Annotated in this window: 23 protein-coding genes and 1 pseudogene; 18 read left to right on the forward strand and 6 right to left on the reverse strand. The window is 56.8% G+C overall.

Annotation, left to right across the window (positions count from 1 at the left end; translation table 11 throughout):
- Positions 1-66 precede the first annotated feature (66 nt).
- The 5 genes from AC1DUR_RS23175 (at position 67) to AC1DUR_RS23195 (ending at position 3,804) form a co-directional block, all read left to right on the forward strand.
- Positions 67-630, forward strand: coding sequence for a cytochrome b (locus tag AC1DUR_RS23175; RefSeq protein WP_477722207.1), 564 nt, complete (start codon positions 67-69; stop codon positions 628-630).
- A 7-nt stretch (positions 631-637) separates the two neighbouring features.
- Complete coding sequence (locus AC1DUR_RS23180; protein WP_477722208.1) at positions 638-1,207, forward strand: YceI family protein; 570 nt, start codon at positions 638-640, stop codon at positions 1,205-1,207.
- A gap of 57 nt (positions 1,208-1,264) precedes the next feature.
- Positions 1,265-1,840 carry a YceI family protein gene (locus AC1DUR_RS23185; protein ID WP_477722209.1) on the forward strand — a complete coding sequence of 192 codons (576 nt, stop codon included), beginning with the start codon at positions 1,265-1,267 and terminating at the stop codon, positions 1,838-1,840.
- A gap of 53 nt (positions 1,841-1,893) precedes the next feature.
- Positions 1,894-2,883 (forward strand): Bug family tripartite tricarboxylate transporter substrate binding protein, encoded by a 990-nt coding sequence (locus AC1DUR_RS23190; RefSeq protein ID WP_477722210.1) that lies wholly within the window; start codon positions 1,894-1,896, stop codon positions 2,881-2,883.
- Positions 2,884-2,976: 93 nt separating this feature from the next.
- Positions 2,977-3,804 carry an alpha/beta hydrolase gene (locus tag AC1DUR_RS23195; RefSeq protein WP_477722211.1) on the forward strand — a complete coding sequence of 276 codons (828 nt, stop codon included), beginning with the start codon at positions 2,977-2,979 and terminating at the stop codon, positions 3,802-3,804.
- 208 nt (positions 3,805-4,012) lie between these two features.
- On the opposite strand, the gene tnpB is transcribed toward AC1DUR_RS23195, so the two are convergent.
- Positions 4,013-4,264, reverse strand: a complete 252-nt coding sequence (tnpB, locus tag AC1DUR_RS23200; RefSeq protein ID WP_477722212.1) for an IS66 family insertion sequence element accessory protein TnpB — start codon at positions 4,262-4,264, stop codon at positions 4,013-4,015.
- On the reverse strand, positions 4,261-4,692 hold the full coding sequence (gene tnpA / locus AC1DUR_RS23205; RefSeq protein WP_477722213.1) for an IS66-like element accessory protein TnpA: 432 nt from the start codon (positions 4,690-4,692) through the stop codon (positions 4,261-4,263). The genes tnpB and tnpA overlap by 4 nt, the downstream gene beginning before the upstream one ends.
- A 374-nt stretch (positions 4,693-5,066) precedes the next feature.
- On the opposite strand from tnpA, the pseudogene AC1DUR_RS23210 reads away from it, so the two are divergent.
- Positions 5,067-5,180 (forward strand): annotated as a pseudogene (locus AC1DUR_RS23210) (IS6 family transposase); the annotation flags it as partial.
- An 80-nt stretch (positions 5,181-5,260) separates the two neighbouring features.
- On the opposite strand, the gene AC1DUR_RS23215 reads toward AC1DUR_RS23210, so the two are convergent.
- Both AC1DUR_RS23215 and AC1DUR_RS23220 read right to left on the reverse strand, forming a co-directional pair.
- On the reverse strand, positions 5,261-6,166 hold the full coding sequence (locus tag AC1DUR_RS23215) for an alpha/beta hydrolase (protein ID WP_477722214.1): 906 nt from the start codon (positions 6,164-6,166) through the stop codon (positions 5,261-5,263).
- Positions 6,167-6,179: 13 nt separating this feature from the next.
- On the reverse strand, positions 6,180-6,977 hold the full coding sequence (locus tag AC1DUR_RS23220; RefSeq protein ID WP_477722215.1) for an aspartate dehydrogenase: 798 nt from the start codon (positions 6,975-6,977) through the stop codon (positions 6,180-6,182).
- A gap of 471 nt (positions 6,978-7,448) precedes the next feature.
- Between AC1DUR_RS23220 and AC1DUR_RS23225 the strand changes: the two genes are divergently transcribed.
- The 9 genes from AC1DUR_RS23225 (at position 7,449) to AC1DUR_RS23265 (ending at position 18,764) form a co-directional block, all read left to right on the forward strand.
- Positions 7,449-8,891: an aldehyde dehydrogenase family protein gene (locus AC1DUR_RS23225; protein ID WP_477722216.1), complete on the forward strand. Its 1,443-nt coding sequence runs from the start codon at positions 7,449-7,451 to the stop codon at positions 8,889-8,891.
- A 582-nt stretch (positions 8,892-9,473) separates the two neighbouring features.
- Positions 9,474-10,004, forward strand: coding sequence for a cupin domain-containing protein (locus AC1DUR_RS23230; RefSeq protein ID WP_477722217.1), 531 nt, complete (start codon positions 9,474-9,476; stop codon positions 10,002-10,004).
- Positions 10,005-10,947: 943 nt separating this feature from the next.
- Positions 10,948-11,832: an FAD binding domain-containing protein gene (locus tag AC1DUR_RS23235; RefSeq protein WP_477722218.1), complete on the forward strand. Its 885-nt coding sequence runs from the start codon at positions 10,948-10,950 to the stop codon at positions 11,830-11,832.
- Positions 11,829-12,335 (forward strand): (2Fe-2S)-binding protein, encoded by a 507-nt coding sequence (locus AC1DUR_RS23240; protein ID WP_477722219.1) that lies wholly within the window; start codon positions 11,829-11,831, stop codon positions 12,333-12,335. Before AC1DUR_RS23235 ends, AC1DUR_RS23240 begins: the two co-directional genes overlap by 4 nt.
- Positions 12,322-14,700 carry a xanthine dehydrogenase family protein molybdopterin-binding subunit gene (locus AC1DUR_RS23245; RefSeq protein ID WP_477722220.1) on the forward strand — a complete coding sequence of 793 codons (2,379 nt, stop codon included), beginning with the start codon at positions 12,322-12,324 and terminating at the stop codon, positions 14,698-14,700. Before AC1DUR_RS23240 ends, AC1DUR_RS23245 begins: the two co-directional genes overlap by 14 nt.
- 288 nt (positions 14,701-14,988) lie before the next feature.
- Positions 14,989-15,651, forward strand: coding sequence for a CoxG family protein (locus AC1DUR_RS23250; RefSeq protein ID WP_477722221.1), 663 nt, complete (start codon positions 14,989-14,991; stop codon positions 15,649-15,651).
- Positions 15,652-15,765: 114 nt separating this feature from the next.
- On the forward strand, positions 15,766-16,755 hold the full coding sequence (locus AC1DUR_RS23255) for a Bug family tripartite tricarboxylate transporter substrate binding protein (RefSeq protein WP_477722222.1): 990 nt from the start codon (positions 15,766-15,768) through the stop codon (positions 16,753-16,755).
- 67 nt (positions 16,756-16,822) lie between these two features.
- Complete coding sequence (locus AC1DUR_RS23260) at positions 16,823-17,815, forward strand: type 2 periplasmic-binding domain-containing protein (protein WP_477722245.1); 993 nt, start codon at positions 16,823-16,825, stop codon at positions 17,813-17,815.
- A 235-nt stretch (positions 17,816-18,050) separates the two neighbouring features.
- A complete protein-coding gene (locus AC1DUR_RS23265) occupies positions 18,051-18,764 on the forward strand; it encodes a TetR/AcrR family transcriptional regulator (RefSeq protein ID WP_477722223.1) in 714 nt (237 codons plus the stop codon).
- Positions 18,765-19,026: 262 nt separating this feature from the next.
- Here AC1DUR_RS23265 and AC1DUR_RS23270 read toward each other — a convergent pair whose 3' ends face one another.
- The gene (locus AC1DUR_RS23270) at positions 19,027-19,347 is read right to left on the reverse strand and encodes an ArsR/SmtB family transcription factor (RefSeq protein ID WP_477722224.1); all 321 of its coding nucleotides are present in this window, start codon (positions 19,345-19,347) and stop codon (positions 19,027-19,029) included.
- 153 nt (positions 19,348-19,500) lie between these two features.
- The gene (locus AC1DUR_RS23275; protein ID WP_477722225.1) at positions 19,501-20,517 is read right to left on the reverse strand and encodes a LacI family DNA-binding transcriptional regulator; all 1,017 of its coding nucleotides are present in this window, start codon (positions 20,515-20,517) and stop codon (positions 19,501-19,503) included.
- A gap of 116 nt (positions 20,518-20,633) precedes the next feature.
- On the opposite strand from AC1DUR_RS23275, the gene AC1DUR_RS23280 reads away from it, so the two are divergent.
- From AC1DUR_RS23280 to AC1DUR_RS23290, 3 genes are read left to right on the forward strand one after another with little or no spacing between them, the layout of a single operon-like run.
- Positions 20,634-20,915, forward strand: a complete 282-nt coding sequence (locus tag AC1DUR_RS23280; RefSeq protein ID WP_477722226.1) for an SDR family NAD(P)-dependent oxidoreductase — start codon at positions 20,634-20,636, stop codon at positions 20,913-20,915.
- Between the two features lie 18 nt (positions 20,916-20,933).
- Positions 20,934-21,272: a cupin domain-containing protein gene (locus tag AC1DUR_RS23285; RefSeq protein ID WP_477722227.1), complete on the forward strand. Its 339-nt coding sequence runs from the start codon at positions 20,934-20,936 to the stop codon at positions 21,270-21,272.
- The gene (locus AC1DUR_RS23290) at positions 21,214-22,227 is read left to right on the forward strand and encodes an ABC transporter substrate-binding protein (protein WP_477722228.1); all 1,014 of its coding nucleotides are present in this window, start codon (positions 21,214-21,216) and stop codon (positions 22,225-22,227) included. The genes AC1DUR_RS23285 and AC1DUR_RS23290 overlap by 59 nt, the downstream gene beginning before the upstream one ends.
- Positions 22,228-22,229 lie beyond the last annotated feature (2 nt).

Raw genomic sequence — 22,229 nt, forward strand, 5'->3', positions numbered from 1 at the left:
CCGGTGCTCTGATATGTCGCGTATATCCTAAGATTCGCTCATGTTAGGCAGCCCATCTCTACTCCCATGACGTCCCGCAGCGCTCACTATGGTGCTGTTTCGATTGCCCTTCACTGGGGCATGGCAGTACTAATCGTTRCCAATCTTTGCTTGGGACTGTATTTCGTGCAGATGCATCTGAGTCCGACCAAGTTGTCCCTCATTTCTCTGCATAAATGGACTGGTGTCACGGTCTTCCTGTTATGCCTGGCGCGTCTCCTCTGGCGATTGCTGCGTCCTGCACCAGCGTTCCCCACTGCAGCTATCCCAGCGTGGCAGCAGCGTACAGCGAAAGTAATGCACGCCCTGCTCTACTTGCTCATGGTAGCGGTCCCTTTGACTGGCTGGCTGTACTCATCGAGCGCAGGCGTTCCTACCGTTTACTTTGGCGTCTCGGCTCTGCAGATACCTGATCTTCTAGGCAAGGACGTGAGTCTTGCCGCGAAGCTGAAGTTTATCCATAAGACGTTGAACTACTCGCTGGGTGCGCTAGTTCTGGTGCACCTAACAGCGGCGTTGAAACATCAGATCATTGATCGTGACGGCGTACTAACTCGCATGATGCCGTTTCTTAGAACCTCCCCCAAGTAAACAGAATATGACCCGAACCACGCTTGCACTGATTCTCTCGCTTGCGATACCGCTGGGAGCCTTAGCAGCACCGGTGGCGCGCACTGTTGACTATGGGAAAAGTCGAATCGCTTTTGTCACGCGGCAGATGAATGTTCCTCTAGAGGGTCAGTTTCGTCGCTTCACCACACAGGTCTTCTGGGATGAAAGTTCCCCCCAGACAAGCCGTGCACGATTCGATATTGACGTGCGCAGTCTCGACTTTGATGAGCAGACGATGAATGATGAGGCGATGGGGAAGCCGTTCTTCGATGCACGAACCTACCCGACAGCAAGCTTCGTATCAAAACAGGTCAAACCTGTAGGAACTTCTGGACGGTATGAAGTGCTCGGGACGCTCACCATCAAAGGTGTAAGCCGAGAAGTCTCAGTGCCAATGGCACTCAAGCATGATGGCCGCCGCGGTCTCCTCGAAGGCGCAACAACCATTCGCCGACTTGATTACCGCATTGGGGATGGTGAATGGGCAGATACCAAAGCCCTGGCCGATGCGGTGGAGATCAAATTCCTCTTTGTGCTTGACCCTGCCACGCGCTAACCCATTTCTCGCCCCAGTAGTTCTATTGCCAACAGCTATTCTTATAAGGAGACAATCATGCAATCAAAAAAATGGCTATTACTAGTCATCACCGGACTAGTTTCGATCGTTGCTTCGGCCCAGTCTTACACACTGGATCCGGAGCACACGTATCCGCACTGGTCAGTCAACCATTTTGGATTAACCACCTTTCAGGGGAAATTCACACGATCGAGTGGGAAGGTAGTGCTGAATCCGGTCGACAAGACGGGCAGCGTCGAAGTGGTCATCGATCCAGCGTCGTCGATGTCCGGAGCACCACGTCTTGATAAGGTCATGCTCGGAGAAGACTTCTTCAATGTTGAGAAGTTTCCAGCCGCCAGCTTCAAGTCGACAGCAGTGCGCTGGGACGGTGACAAGCTCGCGTCCATTGATGGCCATCTAACCATGGTAGGTCAGACCAGGCCGGTAACGCTGGCCGTGACCTCAATGCGTTGCACCATTCATTTCCGACTGAAGCGCGAGGTATGCGGAATAGAGGCCCGTACTCTTCTCAATCGACCTGATTGGGGCTTGGGCGCCCGCTTTCCTGCATCCATCGTCGGTAACGACATCACCCTTTACATCCAGGCTGAGGGAATGCGAGAGGAGTGACTCGTCGCCCCTTACCCACTCCGCTCCAATCTCACTAACTCACTAAGATAGCTATGAACTCATCATTCGCAAAGCGTTGGATTCTCACTATCGCAATCATGACAGTGATTGCTGCACCGATAGCCAACGCACAATCTTCTACATCGCAATGGCCGACACAGCCAGTCCGGATGGTTTTACCCGTGCCCGCCGGATCAGCACCTGACGTGTTGGCTCGCTTAGTAGGAGTCAAGCTCACCGAAAGGTGGGGCCAGGCAGTCATCATCGACAACCGGCCCGGTGGGAGCGGCGTGATCGGCATGAACGCCATTCTTACTAGCGCCGCTGACGGCAACACATTCGGATTCGTACAAGGTTCCGCTATCTCGGTAGCACCAAGCACCATAAAAGGCGTGAACTACGATTTCAACCGTGATTTCGTCCCGGTGACTCTCGCTGCTGTTGCACCGTTTGTCCTCACGGTGCCCATCGACTCGCCCTACAAGACGCTGGCAGATTTCATCTCGGCGGCCAAGGCCAAGCCCGAGAGCATCGAAGTAGCCGATACAGGTCGAGGCACTTTGCCACATCTGGTCGCCGCACAACTCGGCCTGCTGGCAGGCGTGCAGTTCTTGGAGGTGCACTATCCTGGTGGTGCTCAGTCTATGCAGGCCACACTCGGCGGGCAAACCAAGATGGTGATCGACACCTATAACGTCGTAGCAGGCAATGTGTTGGGTGGGAAGCTGCGCGTTCTCGCTTCAACGGGTGAGCGTGTCTATCCAGGACTCGAGYGAGTCCCGCTCGCTAGCAGCACCATCCCCGGTGCGGTGGCAAACGGCTGGTTTGCAGTCATAGCAAGAAAAGGCGTTGCCCCAGCAATACTTGCCAAGTTCAACAAAGATCTCGGCGAAGTCCTGAACCTTCCTGAAGTAGTTGCCAAGTCACAGGATCTGGGCGTTTACCCTCGGCCGGGCACACCTGAACAGCTTACAAAGTACATCAATGATGACCGCAAGGGCTGGCAGCATGTGCTTGACGCACGCAACATCAAACCGGAGTAGAGCCGATTCCGTTCCAAGCCCGCTCAAAGCTTCGGCAACCAAGGAGGGCGAGGCTAAGGAGCCCCTCAAGAAGACTATGCATTGGATCGTTTTATGAGTCTGAACCCTGTAGAGCGGCGCCGTATCATCTTTCACGGGCGCGACAAAGCGCCTTTAACCGGCGAGTTCTATACCCCGCACAGTAGGAGCGATGCCGGCCTCCCTGTTCTTGTCGCTGTGCATGGTGGTGCGTGGAAGCTCGGGACTGCCGACTTCTACCAGCACTGGGGGCCATACCTGGCAGAAAACGGCATTGCGCTACTCGCCATAAACTATCGACTTGTCGATAAGACGCAGAATCTGTATCCAACGGGCCTTGAGGACGTTCTCAGCGCGCTAGACTTTCTCGTAGATAGCGCGGCTTCTCTTGGAATTGATCCGCAGCGGATAGGTCTCGTAGGAGATTCGGCCGGTGCCCATCTCGCGGCGCTTGCTACTCTCTCAGAAGCTCATCCAAAGTCATTAGGGCGTCCTGTGGTGCCAGTTCGCGTAATGATTGGTGTATACGGTGTCTATGACATGCTTGCGCAATGGGAGCACGATCAGCTAGCTCGCCCGGAAGACCAGATCACTGAGGCATTGCTAGGCATCAGCCCACTAGTAGACAAGATTCGCTATTACCAAGCTTCGCCATTTACCTATGCGACCAAACATGCCCGGTCCACCTCTTTCCTTATCAGCTGGGGCAAGGAAGATGATGTTGTGGACTGCGCGCAATCCAGGCGATTTGTGACGGCACTTAAGCAGGCGGGCTGTTTTGTAAGAACGCTGCCAATACCAGGTGCCCCTCATTTTTGGATGTCCGACCCGCTGTCCGATCCGAACAGCCATGCAGCCTATCTTGCCCCCACACTCTTAAGATTCCTCAAAGAGCGACTTTAGCTCTCTCTGCTGCTCGCTACGCGTCCCTTTGGGGGCCGTGTTAACCAGAACCTTAATGAGACGCTGGTTAGGCGGCCTTATTCGCTCAATAGCTCGCCCCTCGTGCCCAACACAGCACAGGCCGCTCAACGCGGCAGCGCGCGTTGACCTATGCTGGCTCGCTCGCATCGAGCGCCCCGGCCGACTAGCCACACACCAAGAACTCAGACTATGCCGCCAAAGCGTTCGGTGGAGACGCGCCGGCGTTACCCGCATGGGCAAAAAAACTCGGAGCCAGTTGAACCGAGTGCTGTAAGCAAACGGTCACCTTCAGACGGTTGGCGCGCTTGTTGGCGAACGGGGAGGCGTGATGAGGGGGAGCAGCGCCGAAGACGGCGACGACCCGGGCCAGGGCGGTGTCAGTTCCAGCACGCATGTCCAGGGGAGAGACGGCCAGCCAGGCCGCTTCGATGCGGATCATCTCAGCCAGTCGCGCAGCCAGGCGGCGCATGATGCCGCAGCTTCGAGCGGCCAGTTCACGGTGACAGTGCCTGTGCCACGGCAAACTTCTATGCGAATGTCCGCAAAATCGGTATCAGCCCTGACCTGTGTGAGACCTGGTTTCGCCACGTCATTGGCGACGGGTGCCGCTTGCAGTTGCAGCGGCATGAATGCGCCGGTGGCAAGCTCGGCTTGCGCGACCAGGGTGCGCTGGTGTTCTTCTCGTATCCAGCGATGCACGATGTTCGGATTGATGTTGTGGCTCAGGGCCACGCCGGCAACCGACGCGCCAGCCTGGCGGCATTGCCCCAACACCTGTGCCTTGAGCTCAGCGCTATAAAATCGTCGCCGCGGGCGCTCCTGTGTCGAGTCTCTTTCCATCGTGTCCACGATCTCCTTCGTGGACACGATGCCTGATCACCTGGATCGATTCAAGATGGGTTTGCCGGACGCATAGTGCGCCAGCAAAGCTGGCAAGAGATAGTCAATGAAAGTTTGAAACTGGTAAGAAATGGCGAATCGATCAGGCCCCGAGTCATGCGTTACGCATCGCGAGGTGTGGAGCGAAGCGTTGACAGGGGAAACCGGCGGGCCAGCCATGGAGCCGCGAAATCAGGAGTCCGGGATGCCGATGCTGTTATGCGAAGCAGAAGGCAATACCCACATATGGGCCGACGCCACATTGCGCATAAGATGTGGTCGACCACATCTTATGCGGTAATTCTGCACGTAAGGATCTGTGCGGGGGGCGGGGGGTAACCCTCCGTCCCTACCGCAACCCTCGAATCATCATCGCTGGCATTGAGACCATGCACATGATTCTCAAGGGGCAGGCGGACTGCCCGAATGGCTCAACCATGTCCGCTGCACAGCAGTTTTACACCCTGGCGATCTGATCGCCACCCACTAGTTCACCTTTTCTCGGACATTCATCCGTACCGCGATAGACCCCCGCGGCGCCACCTCCTTCGATGGCTCATTCCGGATTTGCGATGAACTCGAGAATTTGACTGCCTAGCACATCGTCGGCGGTGTTGAAGTGCGCAACTATGGAGGTGTGGTTGTGGCGTGGAAGCCAAACGAAGCGTGGCGAGCGCCTCTTCGCCTGACTCAGGCGAAATAGCAGCTCGACGCAGTGCACATCGATCAGCGGATTTTCATATTGAGCGACCGCAATCATTGTCGGCGGCGAGTGCCGAGCGACGTGGTTGACCGCTGAGCCGGCGGCCATTGCGTCGTCAGAACCGTAGTACGCACGCACGCGGGCGGCATTAGGGTTTTCTGCCGTGTCCTCCGCCCGCACCCGACCTGAGACGATCACCAAGCCAGCAAGACCATGACCATTCCGCGGCTGGTAGCGCTGGTCATACGCGTAGTGCGCGGCGTGCGCACCCCCCGCAGAATGCCCCATCAGGAAGATGCGCGAAGGATCGCCTCCGAGCGATGCGGCGTGCTGCCTAGCCCACGCGACGGCTGCGGCGACATCCTCCGTCCCTGCCGGGAAGGCGTGCTGAGGTGCGAGCCGGAATTCGACATTGATTCCCAGCACCCCGTGGCGCGCAAAATACCAAAGCACGTTGCTGTAAATCTCACTAGTTCTATCTTTCTCGCCGTCGACGAAGGCCCCACCATGCACAAACAGGAGCAAGGGCCACCCTTGTCGTTCGGTCGAAGGCGGCTGGTACACATCCATCACGTTGCGAGGATCGCCGCCGTACCGGATGTTTTTTGTGACGACACCTTCTTTTGGCGCAGCGCTGAGAAGAACCGAAAAATGGTCCAGCATCAGCTTCACATTGGACTGAACGCTGGCGCCCCAGTCAGGCCCCACTTCAGCCATGAGCTGCAAGAGGGATTCCGGTATTCGAGGTTCGGATTGCATGCCTATGTAGCCTTCAAATCACAATGCTGTTCAACCGATTTTGTATGGTGCGGACAACCGACATCCCCGCTAGAGCCGAGGTCTTCACATTGGCGGGGAAGGCATTGGCCGCCACACGTGTTTCCATCGAGCCAAATTTCCCGTGCGCGGCTATCGTGTGGGTGTTGCCCGTGGCATGTGGATCCGCGATCAGTTCGACCGTTGTTCGATCCAGGCCCAGACCAGCGAGCCCGACCATCGCAGCGACGTTCGCATTTTGCGGAAACGTGCTCGCAGCCTCACGCGCTGTCCCACGGAAGATGGTGACGGGGGTAGACATTGAGTCGAGATCGCAGACGCTTTCTGCGTGCGTACCCTTCCAACTGTGAGCAGGTTTTCGGCCAGAGTACGTGACTGAGTCCAGACCGAACAACTTGGCAGCGGCGAGAGCGTCAATCCCCGCGAGTGCACCAGGAACGAGAATGAGCTGACTGCGACCGTGCACATACGCAGACTCCAGCTTCTCAGCGATTTGCGCGTGCGCTACCGCTCCTACCGACGCCACGACAGTGCTAACGCCAGCGTGCAACAGCTCCGGCACGATGTTCTGCACCGCTTCATGGCCTGCGCATTCGACCGCGAGATCCGGATTGTCTCGCACCTCCTGCAAAGACGAAACCACATGATCGCCTGAGCGAAGGAAGGGCTGCACGGAATCCAGATCGGAAGTGCGTACAAGAACTACCCATCGCCCCACGAAAGGGTGTCCCTGCAGGCTTTCGTAAACGAAGCGCCCCATAGCCCCAAATCCCACCAACAACACCGTCTTCATGAGCCAATCCTTGTTGACAATTTAGTTGCAAAGCTTACTCCATAATTGTCTTGATAGTCAATTTTCTTTTGGTATTAGACGATTTTACTTGGACAAGCAGTCGTCATAAGGTTAATAATATTGTCTTGTTGGTCAATATTTTTCTATGGAAAACCTCCGCTTAGACATGGACTACGCCGCTAGCGCCATGCGGCCATGCCTGGTATTCGTCGAATCGGTCCGAGTTCGCAGAAGACCGCATCGCGATAGTCCTGCCTTGCAGGCAGCAAGGCAATCCAGCCTGAGCACAATTTGGTTTCGAAAACATCTCCGGAGACGTGGCGTCTTGTGTACGGCAGCGGAGTGTCAGATTGGTTCTGCGCTCTTACCTCGCCATCACTCGCGGCTCTGGATGTCGCGTCGCCCTTGGAGTCGACTGCAGCAGTCATCACCTCAATCTATCTTTATTCATCAACTCAACCAGGAATTTTCGTGAACCCAACTTCTCTCAACGTGCAAATCGTCTCCGCATACAGTGCCGGGCTCACTCTAGAGTCCGGTGCTCTGCAGCCGCTAATTTCCCCCAACACGCTAGCAGTTAACGGCCACCTCTCTGAGACACCCGGCACAGCGTTGATGCAGATCGTGCAGGCCGCCTCCACTGCATTCGAGAAGCATCGACGTGCTACCGCCGCTGAGCGCTCGGGGTGGCTGTCTGGAGCAGCGGAAGCGCTGAGCTCCGCGGCGGACGAGGTGACCGCCATAATCGTTGAGGATGTGGGAAAGCCACGCCGCATTGCTGCGGGAGAGGTACAGCGGTCCGTAGACTTCATTCGCAGTTGTGCCCGGGAGGTGTTGCAGATTGGTGGCGATGTACTGCCGCTGGACGCAATTCCCGCAGGCGCCGGGCGTTTCGGTTTCACTCGTAGGGTGCCGTTGGGGGTAGTAGCCGCCATCACCCCCTTCAACGCTCCGGCCAACCTTCTATGCCAGAAAGTCGCCCCAGCGCTCGCGATGGGCAACGCAATCATCGCGAAACCTCACCCCGCTGCTACACGTACTGCGTTGCGCATTGCGCAGGCATTCACCGCTGGAGGGCTTCCCGATGGCCTGTTCAGCATCGTCACCGGCGACAAAGATGCGGCGATCGACCTCGTCACCCAGGGAGCCGTGCGTGCCGTCAGCTTCACTGGCGGCAACCGGGCCGGTGATGCCCTGGCCCGTGCAGCAGGTGCCAAGAAATTCATGAGCGAGCTAGGTTCGAACGCTGCCAATGTGGTGCTGGCAGATGCCAATCTGCAAGATGCAGCGAAACGGATCGCGGCCGCAGCGTTCGAGGCGTCCGGCCAACAATGCGTGTCGGCGCAGCGCATTATTGTGGAGACTACTGTGTATGACCAGTTTGTAGATCTGCTGGTTTCCGCGGCGCGCGCACTTAAGGTCGGCTCGGCCTCCGATCCGGCCACCGACGTCGGGCCGATGGTCTCAATTGCGCAGGCGGACCGAGTTATGAAAATGGCGCGCGATGCCGTTGCGCACGGAGCGACGTTTGCACTGAAGCCGAGGCAGTACGGCTGCACCGTAAGTCCCGGAATCATTGTGGATGCTCCGCTTACCGCTTCGGTGTGGTGCGAAGAGGCGTTCGGCCCCATTGTCGTGGTGAAGCGCGCACGCGACGCGCACGACGCCCTCGGCTTGGCGAACGATTCCGAGTTTGGACTGCAAGGTGCGGTATTCACCAACAACCTTAGCGCAGCCTTCCTGTTCTCCGACGGATTCGACGTCGGCTCACTTTGGATCAACGAAGCGAGTCGCTTCCGGCTGGACTCATATCCGTTTGGCGGCAGCAAGAGCTCCGGCTCCGGTCGCGAAGGGGTGCGCTACGCGATGGAGGAGCTTTCGCAGCTCAAATTCACTGGTATGCGAATACTCTGATCGAGGCTAAATGCGACGCCGGGTGGCAAGATCGCTCTCCCCTCCGGGGTGGGAGGGCCGGAGCCAAGTCAAGCGGCGACGGCGAATCACGTCCAAGAATTTTTGTCGCTCGCGATGCCCCCGCTGCTCATGGAATGTTCCGCGGACTCTCGAGCTGCCCCCACCCGCTTTCTCGCATCGCTGCTCGCCGTCGTAGTTGGGGTGGTAACTGGTCTCCCAGCCGTCGCTTTCACAAATTCTCGCGAGGAAGCGTCCATCTTCGTGCGTGAGATGACACAAGACGAGGTTACTTTTTTACGACGGCGTGTGAGTCGATTGAGTCAATCCCGCCGGTCGTCCAAGCATGAGTTCTCAGACCTCATGCTTGTATCCGTCGAGCGCCGTTGCAGTCAGAGGCCGGCCGCTATCGCGCGGCTGGCGCTCAATCGTCTCCGCGGCACCCACTCTTGTCCGAGCGAGTTCACGTGCATGAGCTGTTACAGGCGGAGAGTCATCTTCTTATACGAGGCGGCATCATTGCTTGACTATATAGTCAAATAACTGGCAAAATTGGGCTTCTCTCAACTTCGACTGACTTACTCTATGACCACTGCAAGACACCCACGTCCAACCGAACTGCAAGATGTTCCGCTTGGGCAAATCGTTGACAGATATGTAGCTAGGTTTCGCGACCGCAAGGCGGACTGGGCTGCGTTCGAAGACGCGAAGCTTGATGGTTTCCGGCGCGCTCAACATCGCTTCATTGGTGCGGGCGGTTCAGGTAAAAGCGGCGACATGACGGTCATCCCCCCGCGCGGCTTCACCCTGAGTATCATGTACGTACAACCTGGCGAAGGGAATGCGGCGCACACGCATGAGGTCGAGGAAGTCTTCTTCGTCCTTAAGGGCTTCCTCAACGTCTTCATTGAAGACGAAGCGGGCAATCGCGAAGAGGTGCGACTGGGTCCTTGGGAATGCATATCATGCCCGCCTGGTGTCATTCACGGCTACGTGAACAGCAGCCTTGAACCCGTCTATTTCCAGGTGATGCTGGGGCGCGCGCAGCCGGAAATGATGGGCTACGCCGATGCGCAGCTTTACGCTCGCCGCGCGGCGCATCTCGAAGGATCATAGGCAGGCCTAAAAATTGAGCTCCTCCGAGAGTCTCCCCAATGCAGTAGAGCTCTTGGAAGTTGCACTCCACTGCATCGGGGGCGGACTCGCAGTTGACTCGACTCAAGCCGGCTTCCATGCTGCCCGCGGCCGACCCGTTCGTGAGCCCGAGGCGGAGCTTGCCACCCAATTATCTCCTGCCAATGCGCAGCCATTAGCGGACCAATCCAAAGGCCGGCGCCGATCTGAACGTGAACTGAGCAACTCAGGTTYTGCACCAACATCGGGCATGGTAGCGAGTTCCACCCGCTCCAGCTCGTTCCAAAAATGGGACGTAGCGATGCRGATYCCGGTGCTCTGATATGTCGCGTATATCCTAAGATTCGCTCATGTTAGGCAGCCCATCTCTACTCCCATGACGTCCCGCRGCGCTCACTATGGTGCTGTTTATCCCCAGGCACCCCGGGCAGCTCCCGATCCACTCACGTCATCAAAGCAGCCACCTGCTCAACGAAGTAACACCAAAATTCGCGCCGCAGATTCTGACTTTCCTGACCCCGCATAAGCTGCCATTACGCTTAGCGTGGTAAATGTTTATTCTTGACTATTCGGTCAACATAGCGCTAAACTAGCCATCGATACGAAACGCACATACGCACTTCGGGCACTTCATGTGCTCAATGCGAATGACCCGGACACTCCTTTGCGATTGGTTGCACCGAATGAGAACTTTGATCTTTAGCCTGAACAGCCGCACAGCCGTAATGTTCGACACACGCATTGAGAGATGGATGGATTTGCTGTCGTTCGTCTTCGAGACCCTGACGAGCGGACGTTCCCACATCCATAACGATCGCCGTATCAAGGCAGGCGTCGACGTGAACCGCAAGTCGAGAGGACTGCGTGAGAGCGACATCGGCATACGCGCGTGTGCGTTCCCAGAAACTTCCCTTGATCGATAGCAATGAAGCCCGCCCCATTCACACTGCATCTGCCCGGTACTCTGCCGGAGGCTCTTGACCTGATCCAAGAATGCACCAACGCCCGGGTGATTGCCGGTGGGCAGTCACTAATGCCCATGCTCAACTTGCGCGTCGTACTCCCCGAGAACGTGATCGATCTCAACGGCATCCCTGAGCTGTCTGGCATCCGCGTCGAGCAAGACGACGTCGTTATCGGCGCAATGACGCGCCAACGCGAGATCGAGTTCTCGCCCATCGTCGCCGAAAAACTGCCCCTGCTGCGCGAAGCCATCCTTCATGTAGGTCACCGGCAGACGCGGAACCGGGGCACGATCGGCGGCAGCCTGTGCCACCTTGACCCGTCGGCAGAGCAGCCGACCATTGCTATGGCCATGGACGCGCAACTAACCATTCAACGGGTAGGCGGCCAACGTGTGGTTCCGATGAATGGATTCGCTGTCGACTTAATGTCCTCGTGCCTTGAGTCGGATGAGATGGTTACCTCAATCCGTTTCACCCCCTGGCCAGCCCATTGTGGCCATGGGTTTGTGGAGTATGGACGTCGTCATGGTGACTTTGCGATCGTTTCGGCGGCCGTTCTGGTGGAGCTCTCGAGCGACGAAGTTGTTCGCCGTGCCTCATTGACTCTGGGTGGGGTTGGTCCTGTTCCGATCCGGCTTAAGGCGGCCGAGGACATACTGCAAGGCCGCTTCCCGGACGCCATCACTGTGAAGAACGCATGTGCCGAAGCTTCAAAGTGCGAAGCGATGAGCGACCCCGCATATCCTGCTTGGTACCGGCAGCGGATGGCGGCCAAACTGCTTGAGCGCGCGCTCAGCGTCGCACTTGACCGGGCGCGAGCATCTACCTGGAAGGCGGAAGCATGACCAAGCTCGACGTTGGTGACATCACCGAGATATCAATTCGGGTCAATGGCGTACTGCAGACGGCAATGATCGAGCCGCGTACCACACTGGCGGACTGCCTGCGAAACGAGCTGGGACTGACCGGAACGCATCTGGGCTGCGAGCATGGCGTGTGCGGTGCCTGCACCGTACACGTCAATGGGGCGTCGGCACGCAGTTGTCTGATGCTCGCCGCGCAGGCTCAGCGATACGCGATTGACACGGTTGAATCCTTGGCGCATTCGGGGGAACTGAACGATCTCCAACATGCTTTTCGCGAACTCCATGGCCTTCAATGCGGCTTCTGCACGCCCGGCATCCTGATGACGTTGATGGAACTGCTGCGGGATAACCCGGACGCTAGCGAAGCGGAGGTACGGGTTGCGCTGTCTGGCCACATCTGCCGCTGCACTGGCTATCAGAACATCGTCAAGGCGGCAATGGCTACCCTGGAAAAGCGAAGGAGCAACCTTGTCGAATCATGACAATCTCCACATCGGACGACACGTCCTGCGCGAAGAGGACGGTCGACTTCTCAAGGGCGAGGGCCGGTATGTCGCCGACATTGATCTGCCCGGCACCCTGCACGTCGCTTTCGTGCGTAGTCCCCACCCGCACGCCTTAATTAAAGGCATCGACGCCTCCGCAGCGTTGAGTCTCCCCGGTGTACTCGCGGTAATCAACCCCGAAGAAATGTCGCAATACCTGGAAAGTCTGCGCATGCCAGTCGGATGGCCGACCAAGGACCTTCCGACAGAAGTCACACCCTACGTCCTGACGCCGAATGAAGTGTGTTTCGTCGGTGAGGCGGTCGCTATGGTGCTTGCAAGTTCGCGCTACATCGCGGAGGACGGCGCCGCCGCCGTGGCTGTGGAATATGAGCCGCTTCCAGCCGTTTCGGACTGTCGGGCCGCACTGCTGCCTGACGCTCCCAAGGTTCGGATGGAGGTACCGAGCAACGTACTCAACGAGTTCCGGGTCGCCTACGGCGACTGCGCAAAGGTGTTTCGCGACGCCCCCCACGTCTTCACCGAGAACATCAGTCAGCACCGGGGCGGTGCCCATCCGATGGAAGGACGCGGCTTGGTCGCGCACTTCGAGCCGCAGCACAACGCTTTGATGATTTGGGCATCAACCCAGATGCCGCACGAACTGCAATTCACGGTGGCGAAGGCGCTGGGGCTTCAGGACTTGCTAGTTCGAGTCATGGCCCCCGATGTCGGCGGCGGTTTTGGCGCGAAGTTCGTCATTTATCCGGAAGAAATTGCCGTCGCAGCCGTGGCATACCATTATCGGCAGCCGGTGAAATGGATCGAAGACCGGGTGGAGCATTTTCTTGCGGCCATCCAAGAGCGCGATCAGTTCTGGGATGTGGAAGTCGCCGTGAACGACGCGGGCGAGGTTTTGGGCGTGCGTGGACGCATGGTCCACGACCAGGGCGCCTACACCCCTCAGGGGGTCAATTGTGCCTATAACGCTTCCACCGCGGTAACCGGCCCTTATGCGATTCCGGCCTACCAAATGGACGTCGTCGTTGCACAAACGAACAAGGTGTACGTTATCCCAGTGCGTGGGGCTGGATACCCGCAGGGCACCTTCGTCATGGAGCGTCTTCTCGACCGAATCGCCGCAGAACTGTCGATCGACCGGGCTGTAGTACGCGAGCGCAACCTGGTGAAGGCAGAGGACATGCCCTATACGAAACCTCTCAAGGCGCGTTCGGGTCGACCGATCATTCTTGATAGCGGTGACTATGTGGCGGCTCAACGCAAGGTGCTGCAGGTGATCGACTACGCCGGCTTCGAGGAGCGTCGTCGTGCCGCGCGCACCGATAGCCGCTTCATCGGCCTCGGATTCGCGCATGCAGTCAAAGGGACAGGACGGGGGCCATTCGAATCAGGGTGTGTCAGGGTCTCATCGAACGGCCGCATCACGGTCTCAACTGGTGCCATGGCTATGGGACAGGGACTCAACACCGCAATGGGCCAGATCGTAGCCCAAGTACTCTGTGTTCCAGTCGAGGACGTGCTGGTCATCTCCGGCGACACGGCGCACGTTTCCATGGGTGTGGGTGGTTTTGCCAGCCGCCAAACAGTCACTGCGGGTTCATCACTGCACCTCGCGGCAGTTGAGGTCGCGAGGAAGATCCGCAACGTTGGCGCCTACATGCTCAAGGTCGATGAGTCTGAGGTGCAGATGAAGGACGGAGAAGTCTATGTGACCGCCGATCCGGATAGGCGTTTAGGATTTTCGGACATTGCACGTCTTTTACGCGGCATTCCTGGCTATGACCTGCCTCCCGGCGTGGGCGCAGGCCTCGAATCGACGGTTTATTGGGAACCGACGGACATGACGTATGCCCACGCTTTCCATGCATGTGAGGTCGAGGTGGACACCGCCACCGGCGAAGTAAAACTCCTGCGGTACGTTGCAATGCACGACAGCGGGACGCTAATCAACCCAATGATTGCCGAAGGGCAGGTTCACGGGGGGATAGTTCACGGCATCGGCAATGCATTGTTTGAATACATGCGCTACGACGACCAGGCTCAGCCGATAAGCACCACCTTTGCTGACTACCTGATGACCACGGCGACTGAAGTGCCACATTTGGAAGTCATGTTTATGCAGAGCCCTTCACCAAGCAATCCACTGGGCGTCAAAGGTGTCGGGGAGGCTGGGACGATACCTGTCACTTCGGCGATCGCTTCCGCCATCGACGACGCACTAGTTGACTTCAAGGTACGCATCGCTCAGATACCCGTCGACCCCGTCCAACTCGTGCAGATGATTGATCGATTGTCAGCAGTGATCGCTCCCCCGCCCGACGATTTGGCTGTCCCAGCATGAGTCCCTGCTGCATCAAGCTAGGACGCATGGAGCGCCTGACCATTAGGTCTGGTATGCGACGCATTTGTATTGAGCGCCCCTTCAGCCGCACAACGATTGTCATGGGGAGTTCCCCGCGATCAACGGAGCTGGCAACTGCACGCGTGGAGCTGATTGAAAGCGCTAGATGGTGCGGGCACCCGAGCAGTGCATCGCCCCGGCTTTTCCTTCAAGCCATGACCGAATTCAACGAGCGCGGCGGTCTGTTAGTCCGCCGCGCGGATCATCTAAAACGCTTGAAAGGCTGCTATGGAAATGATTGGTGAACAGAGAATCGATGCGGCGCAATCGGATGTTTGGCATGCCCTCAACGATCCCGTCGTGCTCAAAAGCTGTATTCCGGGCTGCGAGTCGATCGAAAAAGTCGATGAGGCCGAGTTTAAGATCGTCATGCTGTCTGCGGTGGGGCCAGTCAAGGCGCGCTTTGCCGGTTCGTTGGCGATCAGAAACGCCGTGGCACCCAGTAGGTACGACTTGGTGTTCGAAGGCTCCGGCGGTATTGCAGGCTTCGGCAAGGGCACGGCGACAGTGTCACTTGCACCAGACGGCGAGACGACGCTGTTGCGCTACGCTGCTAACGCTCAGGTGGGCGGCCGGCTGGCGCAGGTAGGCTCACGCCTTATCGACAGTGTGGCGAAGAAGTTGGCAATCGAGTTCTTTGCACGCTTCAATCGACATTTCTCGGCAAACGCTGACTTGGCCGCAATCGCGGCCCCGAAGCGCCCGACCGAGACGCGCTCGACGCTAACACCGGCGGGTGTACACGTACCGGCCGCGGATGCCGCTGCTTTGCAGAGCGCGGCAGCGTCGGTTATCAGCGGCTTGGTAGTGCCGCTGCGCATCATCGCCGTGAGCGCCGTCATCAGCGGCCTCGCATTTGTCGGCATTCTGCTCAAACTCTTGGCGATGTAGTGCATCGCCCGGAGATCCACGAGGAGACGCTCCCAGGGATTCTTATCTGGGCTTCAACGTCGACGGGTTTACCGGCTGGTCGAAATAAATCTCTCAACTGAAAGGAATCAACGTATGTCAAACCTCAAGAGGCTGCGCGTAGCTCTCACTTTTCTCGGAATCGCCGTAGCTTCGCAATGGTCGCACGGACAGGTGCAATTCCCGACAAAAACGGTACGCATCATCGTGCCGTTCAGCGCTGGAGGTGCAGCGGACGTGTCGGCGCGGATCGTCGCCGAAAGGCTCGCGGAACGATGGAAAGGTCACGGTGTCGTCGTCGAGAATGTGCTCGGTGCGGGAGGTAACATTGGCGCGGAAACGGTGTATCGCGCAGCGCCGGACGGACACACGCTTTTGCTCGTGAGCAATACGCACGCGATCAACGGGGTGCTTTATTCGAAAGCCCGTTTCGACATTACGAGCGACTTCGAGCCGATCGGCATGCTCAGTTCGTCAGCCATCGTCATAGCCGTCAATCCCAAGGCCAAGATCACCAGTCTCAAGGGCCTGGCGGAGCAGATGGGCCAGCAGAATGGCCAGATGAACTATCTGACCTGTGGCGTCGCCACCGCCCACCACTTCGCGATGGAGCTCATCAAGAACGCTCTCAAGCTGACGGCAATCCACGTTCCACACCGCGGGTGCGGGCCGGCGGTGTTTGACGCGGTAGCCGGTCAGGTCGACACTGTCGTAGCCACGATGCCGGCTGTACTGCCCTTCATCAAGCAAGGCCAGCTTGTCGCACTGGCCGTTACTTCCAAGTCGCGATCTGAATCCGCTCCGGATATTCCCACTGTTGGCGAATCCGGAATGCCTGCGTTGCGAGACTTCGCGGTCGAGAACTACTACGGACTCATGGCGCCTGCGAAGACGCCGAAGGGAGTTCTCGCCAAGATCGAGGCTGACGTGACAGCCGTCCTCAACGCGCCCGATACAAAGGCGCGCTTCTCAAAGGCCGGTTTGGACGTATTCATGCTGAATGCACCCGGTCTGACCGGCCTGCTAAAGAGCGATCTCCAGAAGTATAAAAATGCGGCAGCTGCAGCGGGAATTAAGGCTGAGTGATGTCACCGGGAAACTCCTACCCCACGCCGCGAAACCATTACTTATCACGCATATTGAGAACACCACGATGAAGAAACTTGTTTTGAGCTTGAGCTGCTGTAACTACGACCGCACTGCGGCCCTCTTCGACGGGCGCGTGCAAGTCGAGGGTGTGGACCTGCTGTCTTCACAGCTTGAGCCAGAGGAATCGTTCCACCGCGCGTTCCGCTTCCGGGAATTCGACATCTGCGAGATGTCCCTCAGCAGCCACACCATGATGACCTCGCGCGGGACCAACGCATACGTGGCGATTCCCGCCTTTGTGTCCCGCATGTTTCGTCATTCAGGCATTTACATTCGCACCGACCGGGGCATCAGCTCACCAGCTGACCTGGCACGCAGAAAGGTCGGCCTGCCGGAGTACCAAATTACCGCCAACGTGTGGATCCGCGGTATTCTCCAGGACGACTACGGCCTGAATCCGGCCAGCGTGCACTGGTGCCGCGGAGGCGTGGAAGAGCCCGGACGCCAGGAACGCGCGCCGTTGGCCTTGCCAGCCGACATCGACCTGCAGCAGATCGCCGACGGCAAGACGTTGAGTGGCATGCTGGCTTCAGGCGAGCTCGACGCCGTGATCAGTGCCCGAGCGCCCTCGTGCTTCCTGCGCGGGGAACCGAATGTTGATCGAATGTTCCCCGACTACCCTCAGACCGAAGCCGACTATTTCAAACGGACTGGCATCTTTCCCACAATGCATGTGATCGGCATCCGCAAAGAGTTGGCCGAGTTGCACCCATGGCTTCCGGTAAACGTATTCAAGGCCTTCGTCCGCGCAAAGGAGCTGGCCTTGCACGAAATGGGGCAGATCGGCCATCTCTTCCATAGCCTGCCGTGGGGCGTTGCTGCTTATGAACAAGCCAAGAAGGAACTGGGCGCCGACTACTGGAGCTACGGCTTCGAACCCAACCGCCACGTACTGGAGGTCTTTACTCGTTACCACCACGCCCAAGGCCTATCTGCGCGACGAGTGGACCCAGCCGAACTCTTTGTGCCGGCATCGCAGGATCTAACCCTGATCTAGGGCTGAAGTTGCCCCTTTTTCACGGACACCTTACCGTTATGGAAGAGGAGTCCGAGAATGCCAAAATCAAAGCCGCCGTACTCGGCGGAGTCAAAGTTGCAAATGTCTTGACTATATAGTTAATTACCGGCCAACGGGCGTGGCACCGGGTCATCATTGGGCTGCCAAAGTCGATATAATGAGACTGAGTAAAGTGCTACGTTTTTGACTGGATAGTTCCTTAAAATGGTCTTGAATGAAAACCAATCGATTGGCGATTCGGAAGGTGGAAGACAAGATGGCACCTGCCGATTTGCCATCATTGATCAGTGACCAACCGCGAGCCACGACTCAACGCAAGAGTTCGCTACGCATGCAGCAAACGATCATTGATGCTGCGTTGCACGAGTTCTCAAATAAAGGATTCGATGGTGCGCGAGTAGATGAGATTGCGCTTAAAGCTGGCATCAACAAGAATGTCCTTTATCATCACTTCGGCAGCAAGGACGGTCTTTTTGTTGCCGTTCTAAAGTACACCTACCAGAACATTCGCGCCAAGCAGCAAGATCTACAACTGCGCACAGTCGAACCGGAAGCCGGCATGCGTCGATTGGTCGTGTTCACAGGGCGGATCTGGATTCAGTACCCTGAATTTCAGCGCCTCCTAATGAGTGAAAACCTTATAGGCGGGCGTCACGCCGAGGCGCTGGCAGACGTATCCGAGATGTATAACCCTCTGATGGAGACGATTCGTGATCTGCTTTCGCGAGGCTGTGAGACGGGCGCCTTCCGCGAGGATATCGACATTATCGATTTATACATCTCCATTACTTCATTGACGGCCCACTATGTCAACAATCACTACACATTCGAAGCGATCTTCAAAGAGAAGCTGATGTCGCCAAAGCGCACAAAGCAGCGCCTCGATCACTCCGCTGACATGATCGTGCGGTACTTGCGAAAGATTTGAGATTCTGTCGCAATAGTGGAGTCTGGCTGTTGGCGCCGACGCGCTTTTGACCCAGGTTCCGACTTCGCACTGACCCAGGACATTACCTCGCAATCCCACTGTAGGCAACGATTTGCATAAACAATGCATGGGTCAACGAGAGCCCGGCACCTGGGTCAGTTTTTGGGTGGCACGCAACACAAGCAGGAGCAAGATCCGTTTTTCTGCGTCCAGGCAAAGAATTCTAAATATTTCACCACTGGTAAAAAACGTCGAGTCTGCATCAATCAGAGTCGGTTGCGGTAGGGTCGGGGGTTACCCCCCCCCCCGACCCTACCGCAACCAGTTGATCTACCCAAGCACCTACTTCGCTCATAGCCTCATACACGAGATGGCACGGGCGGGTCTGTGGTGCTCGGCTGCGGCTGATTAATCCTGATTTCTCAAGAATTTTCAGATGCTTTGTTATTCCAGGGGCGCTTATCGCGAAGGGCTGCGAGAGCTCTTGTACTGTTACGTCCCCTTGGGTGAGACGTTGCAGCATCGCTCGTCTAGTCGGATGGGCCAGCGCGGCCAGCTTGGCGCTTAGGAGATCAGGTTGCATGGAAATTCACCAATAGATTAATTAACCTGATTGGATATCAACTACCGTCCCTCAAGACGTCAATTGGTTTCTTTATAAACGAGATGCTGGCGCCTGCTCCGTGGGCAGCGATACCGGCTACAGGCGAGAAAAATCGCCCGCAATCCATTGCAGTTAATGCTGTTTTCGTGGAGATCTTGTGGACTGCCGAACTACCAGCTCGGGCTTCAGCCTAATTTCCGCTTCGCCATCTTGACCTTGCTGGATCCGCCGGAGAATCAGCTGAGCTGCTTGAATGCCCATTTCGTGGTGGCGAATACGAACTGTCGTCAGCGCCGGCGAGACCAAGTCCACGAAGGGCATGTCGTTGTATCCCACGATTGACATGTCCCGTGGGCATTTGATCTTCTTTTCCAGGAGGACGTCGTAGCAGCCTAGAGCCACAAGGTCATTGCCGGCTAGCACGGCAGTGGTTTTTGGAAAAGTCTTGAGGAGGGTTTGGCACGCAACTCTGCCGGCCTCACGTGTGTAGGCGGTGCAATCGACCATGTTGAGCTTGCTCTTTTGCCAGCCGTTGGCGACTGCAGCTTGAATGAACCCGGTACGACGCAAATAGCCTGTAGAGAGATTTTGCGGGCCGACGATATGCACGATTTCTGTATGCCCAAGGGACACGAGATGATCAAACGCCAAGCGCATGCCTAACAGCTCGTCGTTCATGACGCTCGATACCCGCCCATGATCCTCGCCTCGGTTGATGGTGACAACGATAGTATTCTTGGAAAGGCAATGGTCGATCAGGCGATCTTTGCGCGTTGCGGTCGCCAAAATCAAGGCGTCGACTTGGCGCGCCATTAGTTGATCAACCACCGTGCGTTGTTGCGTAGGATCTTCCCCACCGTTCGCCAGCAGTGCCACGAGGCCGTGCTTTCGGAGCTCGGTCTCGATGCCCAGAAGGATGGGGGGGAAAACGGGGTTCGAAATATCCGGCAGAACGATGCCAACAATATTGGAACGGCGCGTACGAAGAGACGAAGCAACATTGTTTGGCGTGAAATTGTGGCGGGCCGCTGCAGCCAACACTTTGGCAGCGACCTCCTTTCCAACCATGTGCCGAGTGGCCGGATTCAATACCCGGGACACAGTGGACGCGTGGACTCCCAGGGACTTAGCAAGTTCTTTCAGATTCATCGGATAACCATTTATGCAAACGAATGCAAGCTTACCAGCTGTCGTTGACAGGACCGAATGAAAGAATTATCATTAAATTTATGCAAACGTTTGCATGATTCAATTAAGGTGTTGATATGACTAAGGGAATTGATCGCGTTGCTCTTGTTACAGGTGGCTCTGGCGGGATTGGTAGGGCGGTGGCCGAAAAGTTGGCCAGCCAAGGTGTCGCCGTTGGGATTGCCTACGGCAACAGCGAAACCAAAGCTGCAGAAACCGTTGAAAAAATCATTGCCGAAGGTGGCCGTGCATTTGCCATCAAGGGGGATGTAACGCATGCAGCGGACGTCAAACGTCTATTTGACGAGACGGAAAAGAAATTTGGAAAGATATCGCAATGTTCTCGCTGGTGCTCGTGAGCGGGTGGTCGTTCAACCATGAACGTCACCAGGATTTCCGGGGCCCCTGCCTACTTCCCTCCTCATCACGAGGCAATGCATTGTCTGAGGTTGCAGGGCCACGAGGCCGGGCTCTCGGAATCGGTTTGGTTGGGTATGTCATACCTTCTCCCGGGCGGTGGGACTTCCCTTGACGCCTCGTCGGTGGAAAAGCACTATGTGGTTCTTGAAGGTGAGGTAACGGTTTCCACTGAGGCCGATCAAGTCGTTCTAAAAAAATACGATTCCTGCCGGCTTGCAGCGGGAGAGAAGCGGGCGCTTGCGAACAGAACAAATTTTGTCGCATGCATTCTCCTTGTCATGCCTTATCCGCGATAGAAAACCTAGGGAAAGCAAAAAGATGGCTACGAGTGTTCTGAACGTGTTGGCGTTTGATGGCGGATACAACGTTCCAATTTGGGTTGCACAGAAATTTGGATTTTTCGAAAGCAACGGCCTGCAGGTCGAACTTTCTTTTACGCCGAATTCCGGCGCGCTCGTTCAGGCGCTGATGACGGGTTCTGCCGACATAGCGCTGGCGGGGTTCGACAATTTTGTGGCCTACCAAGAAGGGCAAGGCGAGGCAGCACTTGAACTGCCACCAGACATTTTTTCTTTCATGGGCGGAGATAGTGGATTTCTTACACTGGTCGCCAAGGGGGAGGTTACCTCCATGGAGCGACTCAAGGGAAAAAAGGTGTCTGTTGATGCGATGACTACCGGTTTCGCATTTGCATTACGCGAAATCCTGGAAAAGGAGGGGTTGCGCGACGGGGACATTGAATACGTCAAAGCAGGCGGCACTGCTCAGCGATTTTTGGGACTGATGGCAGGTCAGTACGATGCGACGCTGCTTCGGACGCCTTACGAGATGCTTGCCATGGACCGTGGCTTCGTAGCCCTCACAACCGTGAGAGAGCAGCTTGGTCACTACATGGGAACCGTCGGAGCTACACGACGGGCATGGGCTGGCTCCCACGAAAGTCAGCTCTTGCAATTCATTGTTAGCTATCGCGCCGCGCTGGATTGGTTGTACACGCCTGGAAACCGAAATACTGCCGTTGAACTACTGGTGGAGAAAGTTGCCGGACTTGATACAGCTATCGCCTCAAGTGCGCTGGACCTGCTTCTGGATGAGCAGGAGGGTTTGATAGCCGACATGCGCATTGACCCCGTGTCTGTTCAGACTGTATTAAAGCTGCGCAGCAAGTATGGAACACCTCAAAAAGATCTTATCGATCCCACTAAATACCTTGATCGGAGCTACCTGATCAAGGCATTCAACGCCGGTTAAAT

It is taken from the genome of Polaromonas sp. P4_F4, from assembly GCF_056401355.1.

Coding starts and splice junctions, on each gene's coding strand:
- AC1DUR_RS23265 (WP_477722223.1), top strand. CDS start 18,051: ATGAAAACCAATCGATTGGCGATTCGGAAGGTGGAAGACAAGATGGCA.
- AC1DUR_RS23220 (WP_477722215.1), bottom strand. CDS start 6,977: ATGAAGACGGTGTTGTTGGTGGGATTTGGGGCTATGGGGCGCTTCGTT.
- AC1DUR_RS23230 (WP_477722217.1), top strand. CDS start 9,474: ATGACCACTGCAAGACACCCACGTCCAACCGAACTGCAAGATGTTCCG.
- AC1DUR_RS23185 (WP_477722209.1), top strand. CDS start 1,265: ATGCAATCAAAAAAATGGCTATTACTAGTCATCACCGGACTAGTTTCG.
- AC1DUR_RS23250 (WP_477722221.1), top strand. CDS start 14,989: ATGGAAATGATTGGTGAACAGAGAATCGATGCGGCGCAATCGGATGTT.
- AC1DUR_RS23270 (WP_477722224.1), bottom strand. CDS start 19,347: ATGCAACCTGATCTCCTAAGCGCCAAGCTGGCCGCGCTGGCCCATCCG.
- AC1DUR_RS23195 (WP_477722211.1), top strand. CDS start 2,977: ATGAGTCTGAACCCTGTAGAGCGGCGCCGTATCATCTTTCACGGGCGC.
- AC1DUR_RS23180 (WP_477722208.1), top strand. CDS start 638: ATGACCCGAACCACGCTTGCACTGATTCTCTCGCTTGCGATACCGCTG.
- AC1DUR_RS23285 (WP_477722227.1), top strand. CDS start 20,934: ATGAACGTCACCAGGATTTCCGGGGCCCCTGCCTACTTCCCTCCTCAT.
- AC1DUR_RS23240 (WP_477722219.1), top strand. CDS start 11,829: ATGACCAAGCTCGACGTTGGTGACATCACCGAGATATCAATTCGGGTC.
- AC1DUR_RS23275 (WP_477722225.1), bottom strand. CDS start 20,517: ATGAATCTGAAAGAACTTGCTAAGTCCCTGGGAGTCCACGCGTCCACT.
- AC1DUR_RS23255 (WP_477722222.1), top strand. CDS start 15,766: ATGTCAAACCTCAAGAGGCTGCGCGTAGCTCTCACTTTTCTCGGAATC.
- AC1DUR_RS23235 (WP_477722218.1), top strand. CDS start 10,948: ATGAAGCCCGCCCCATTCACACTGCATCTGCCCGGTACTCTGCCGGAG.
- AC1DUR_RS23260 (WP_477722245.1), top strand. CDS start 16,823: ATGAAGAAACTTGTTTTGAGCTTGAGCTGCTGTAACTACGACCGCACT.
- AC1DUR_RS23215 (WP_477722214.1), bottom strand. CDS start 6,166: ATGCAATCCGAACCTCGAATACCGGAATCCCTCTTGCAGCTCATGGCT.
- tnpB (WP_477722212.1), bottom strand. CDS start 4,264: ATGATCCGCATCGAAGCGGCCTGGCTGGCCGTCTCTCCCCTGGACATG.
- AC1DUR_RS23280 (WP_477722226.1), top strand. CDS start 20,634: ATGACTAAGGGAATTGATCGCGTTGCTCTTGTTACAGGTGGCTCTGGC.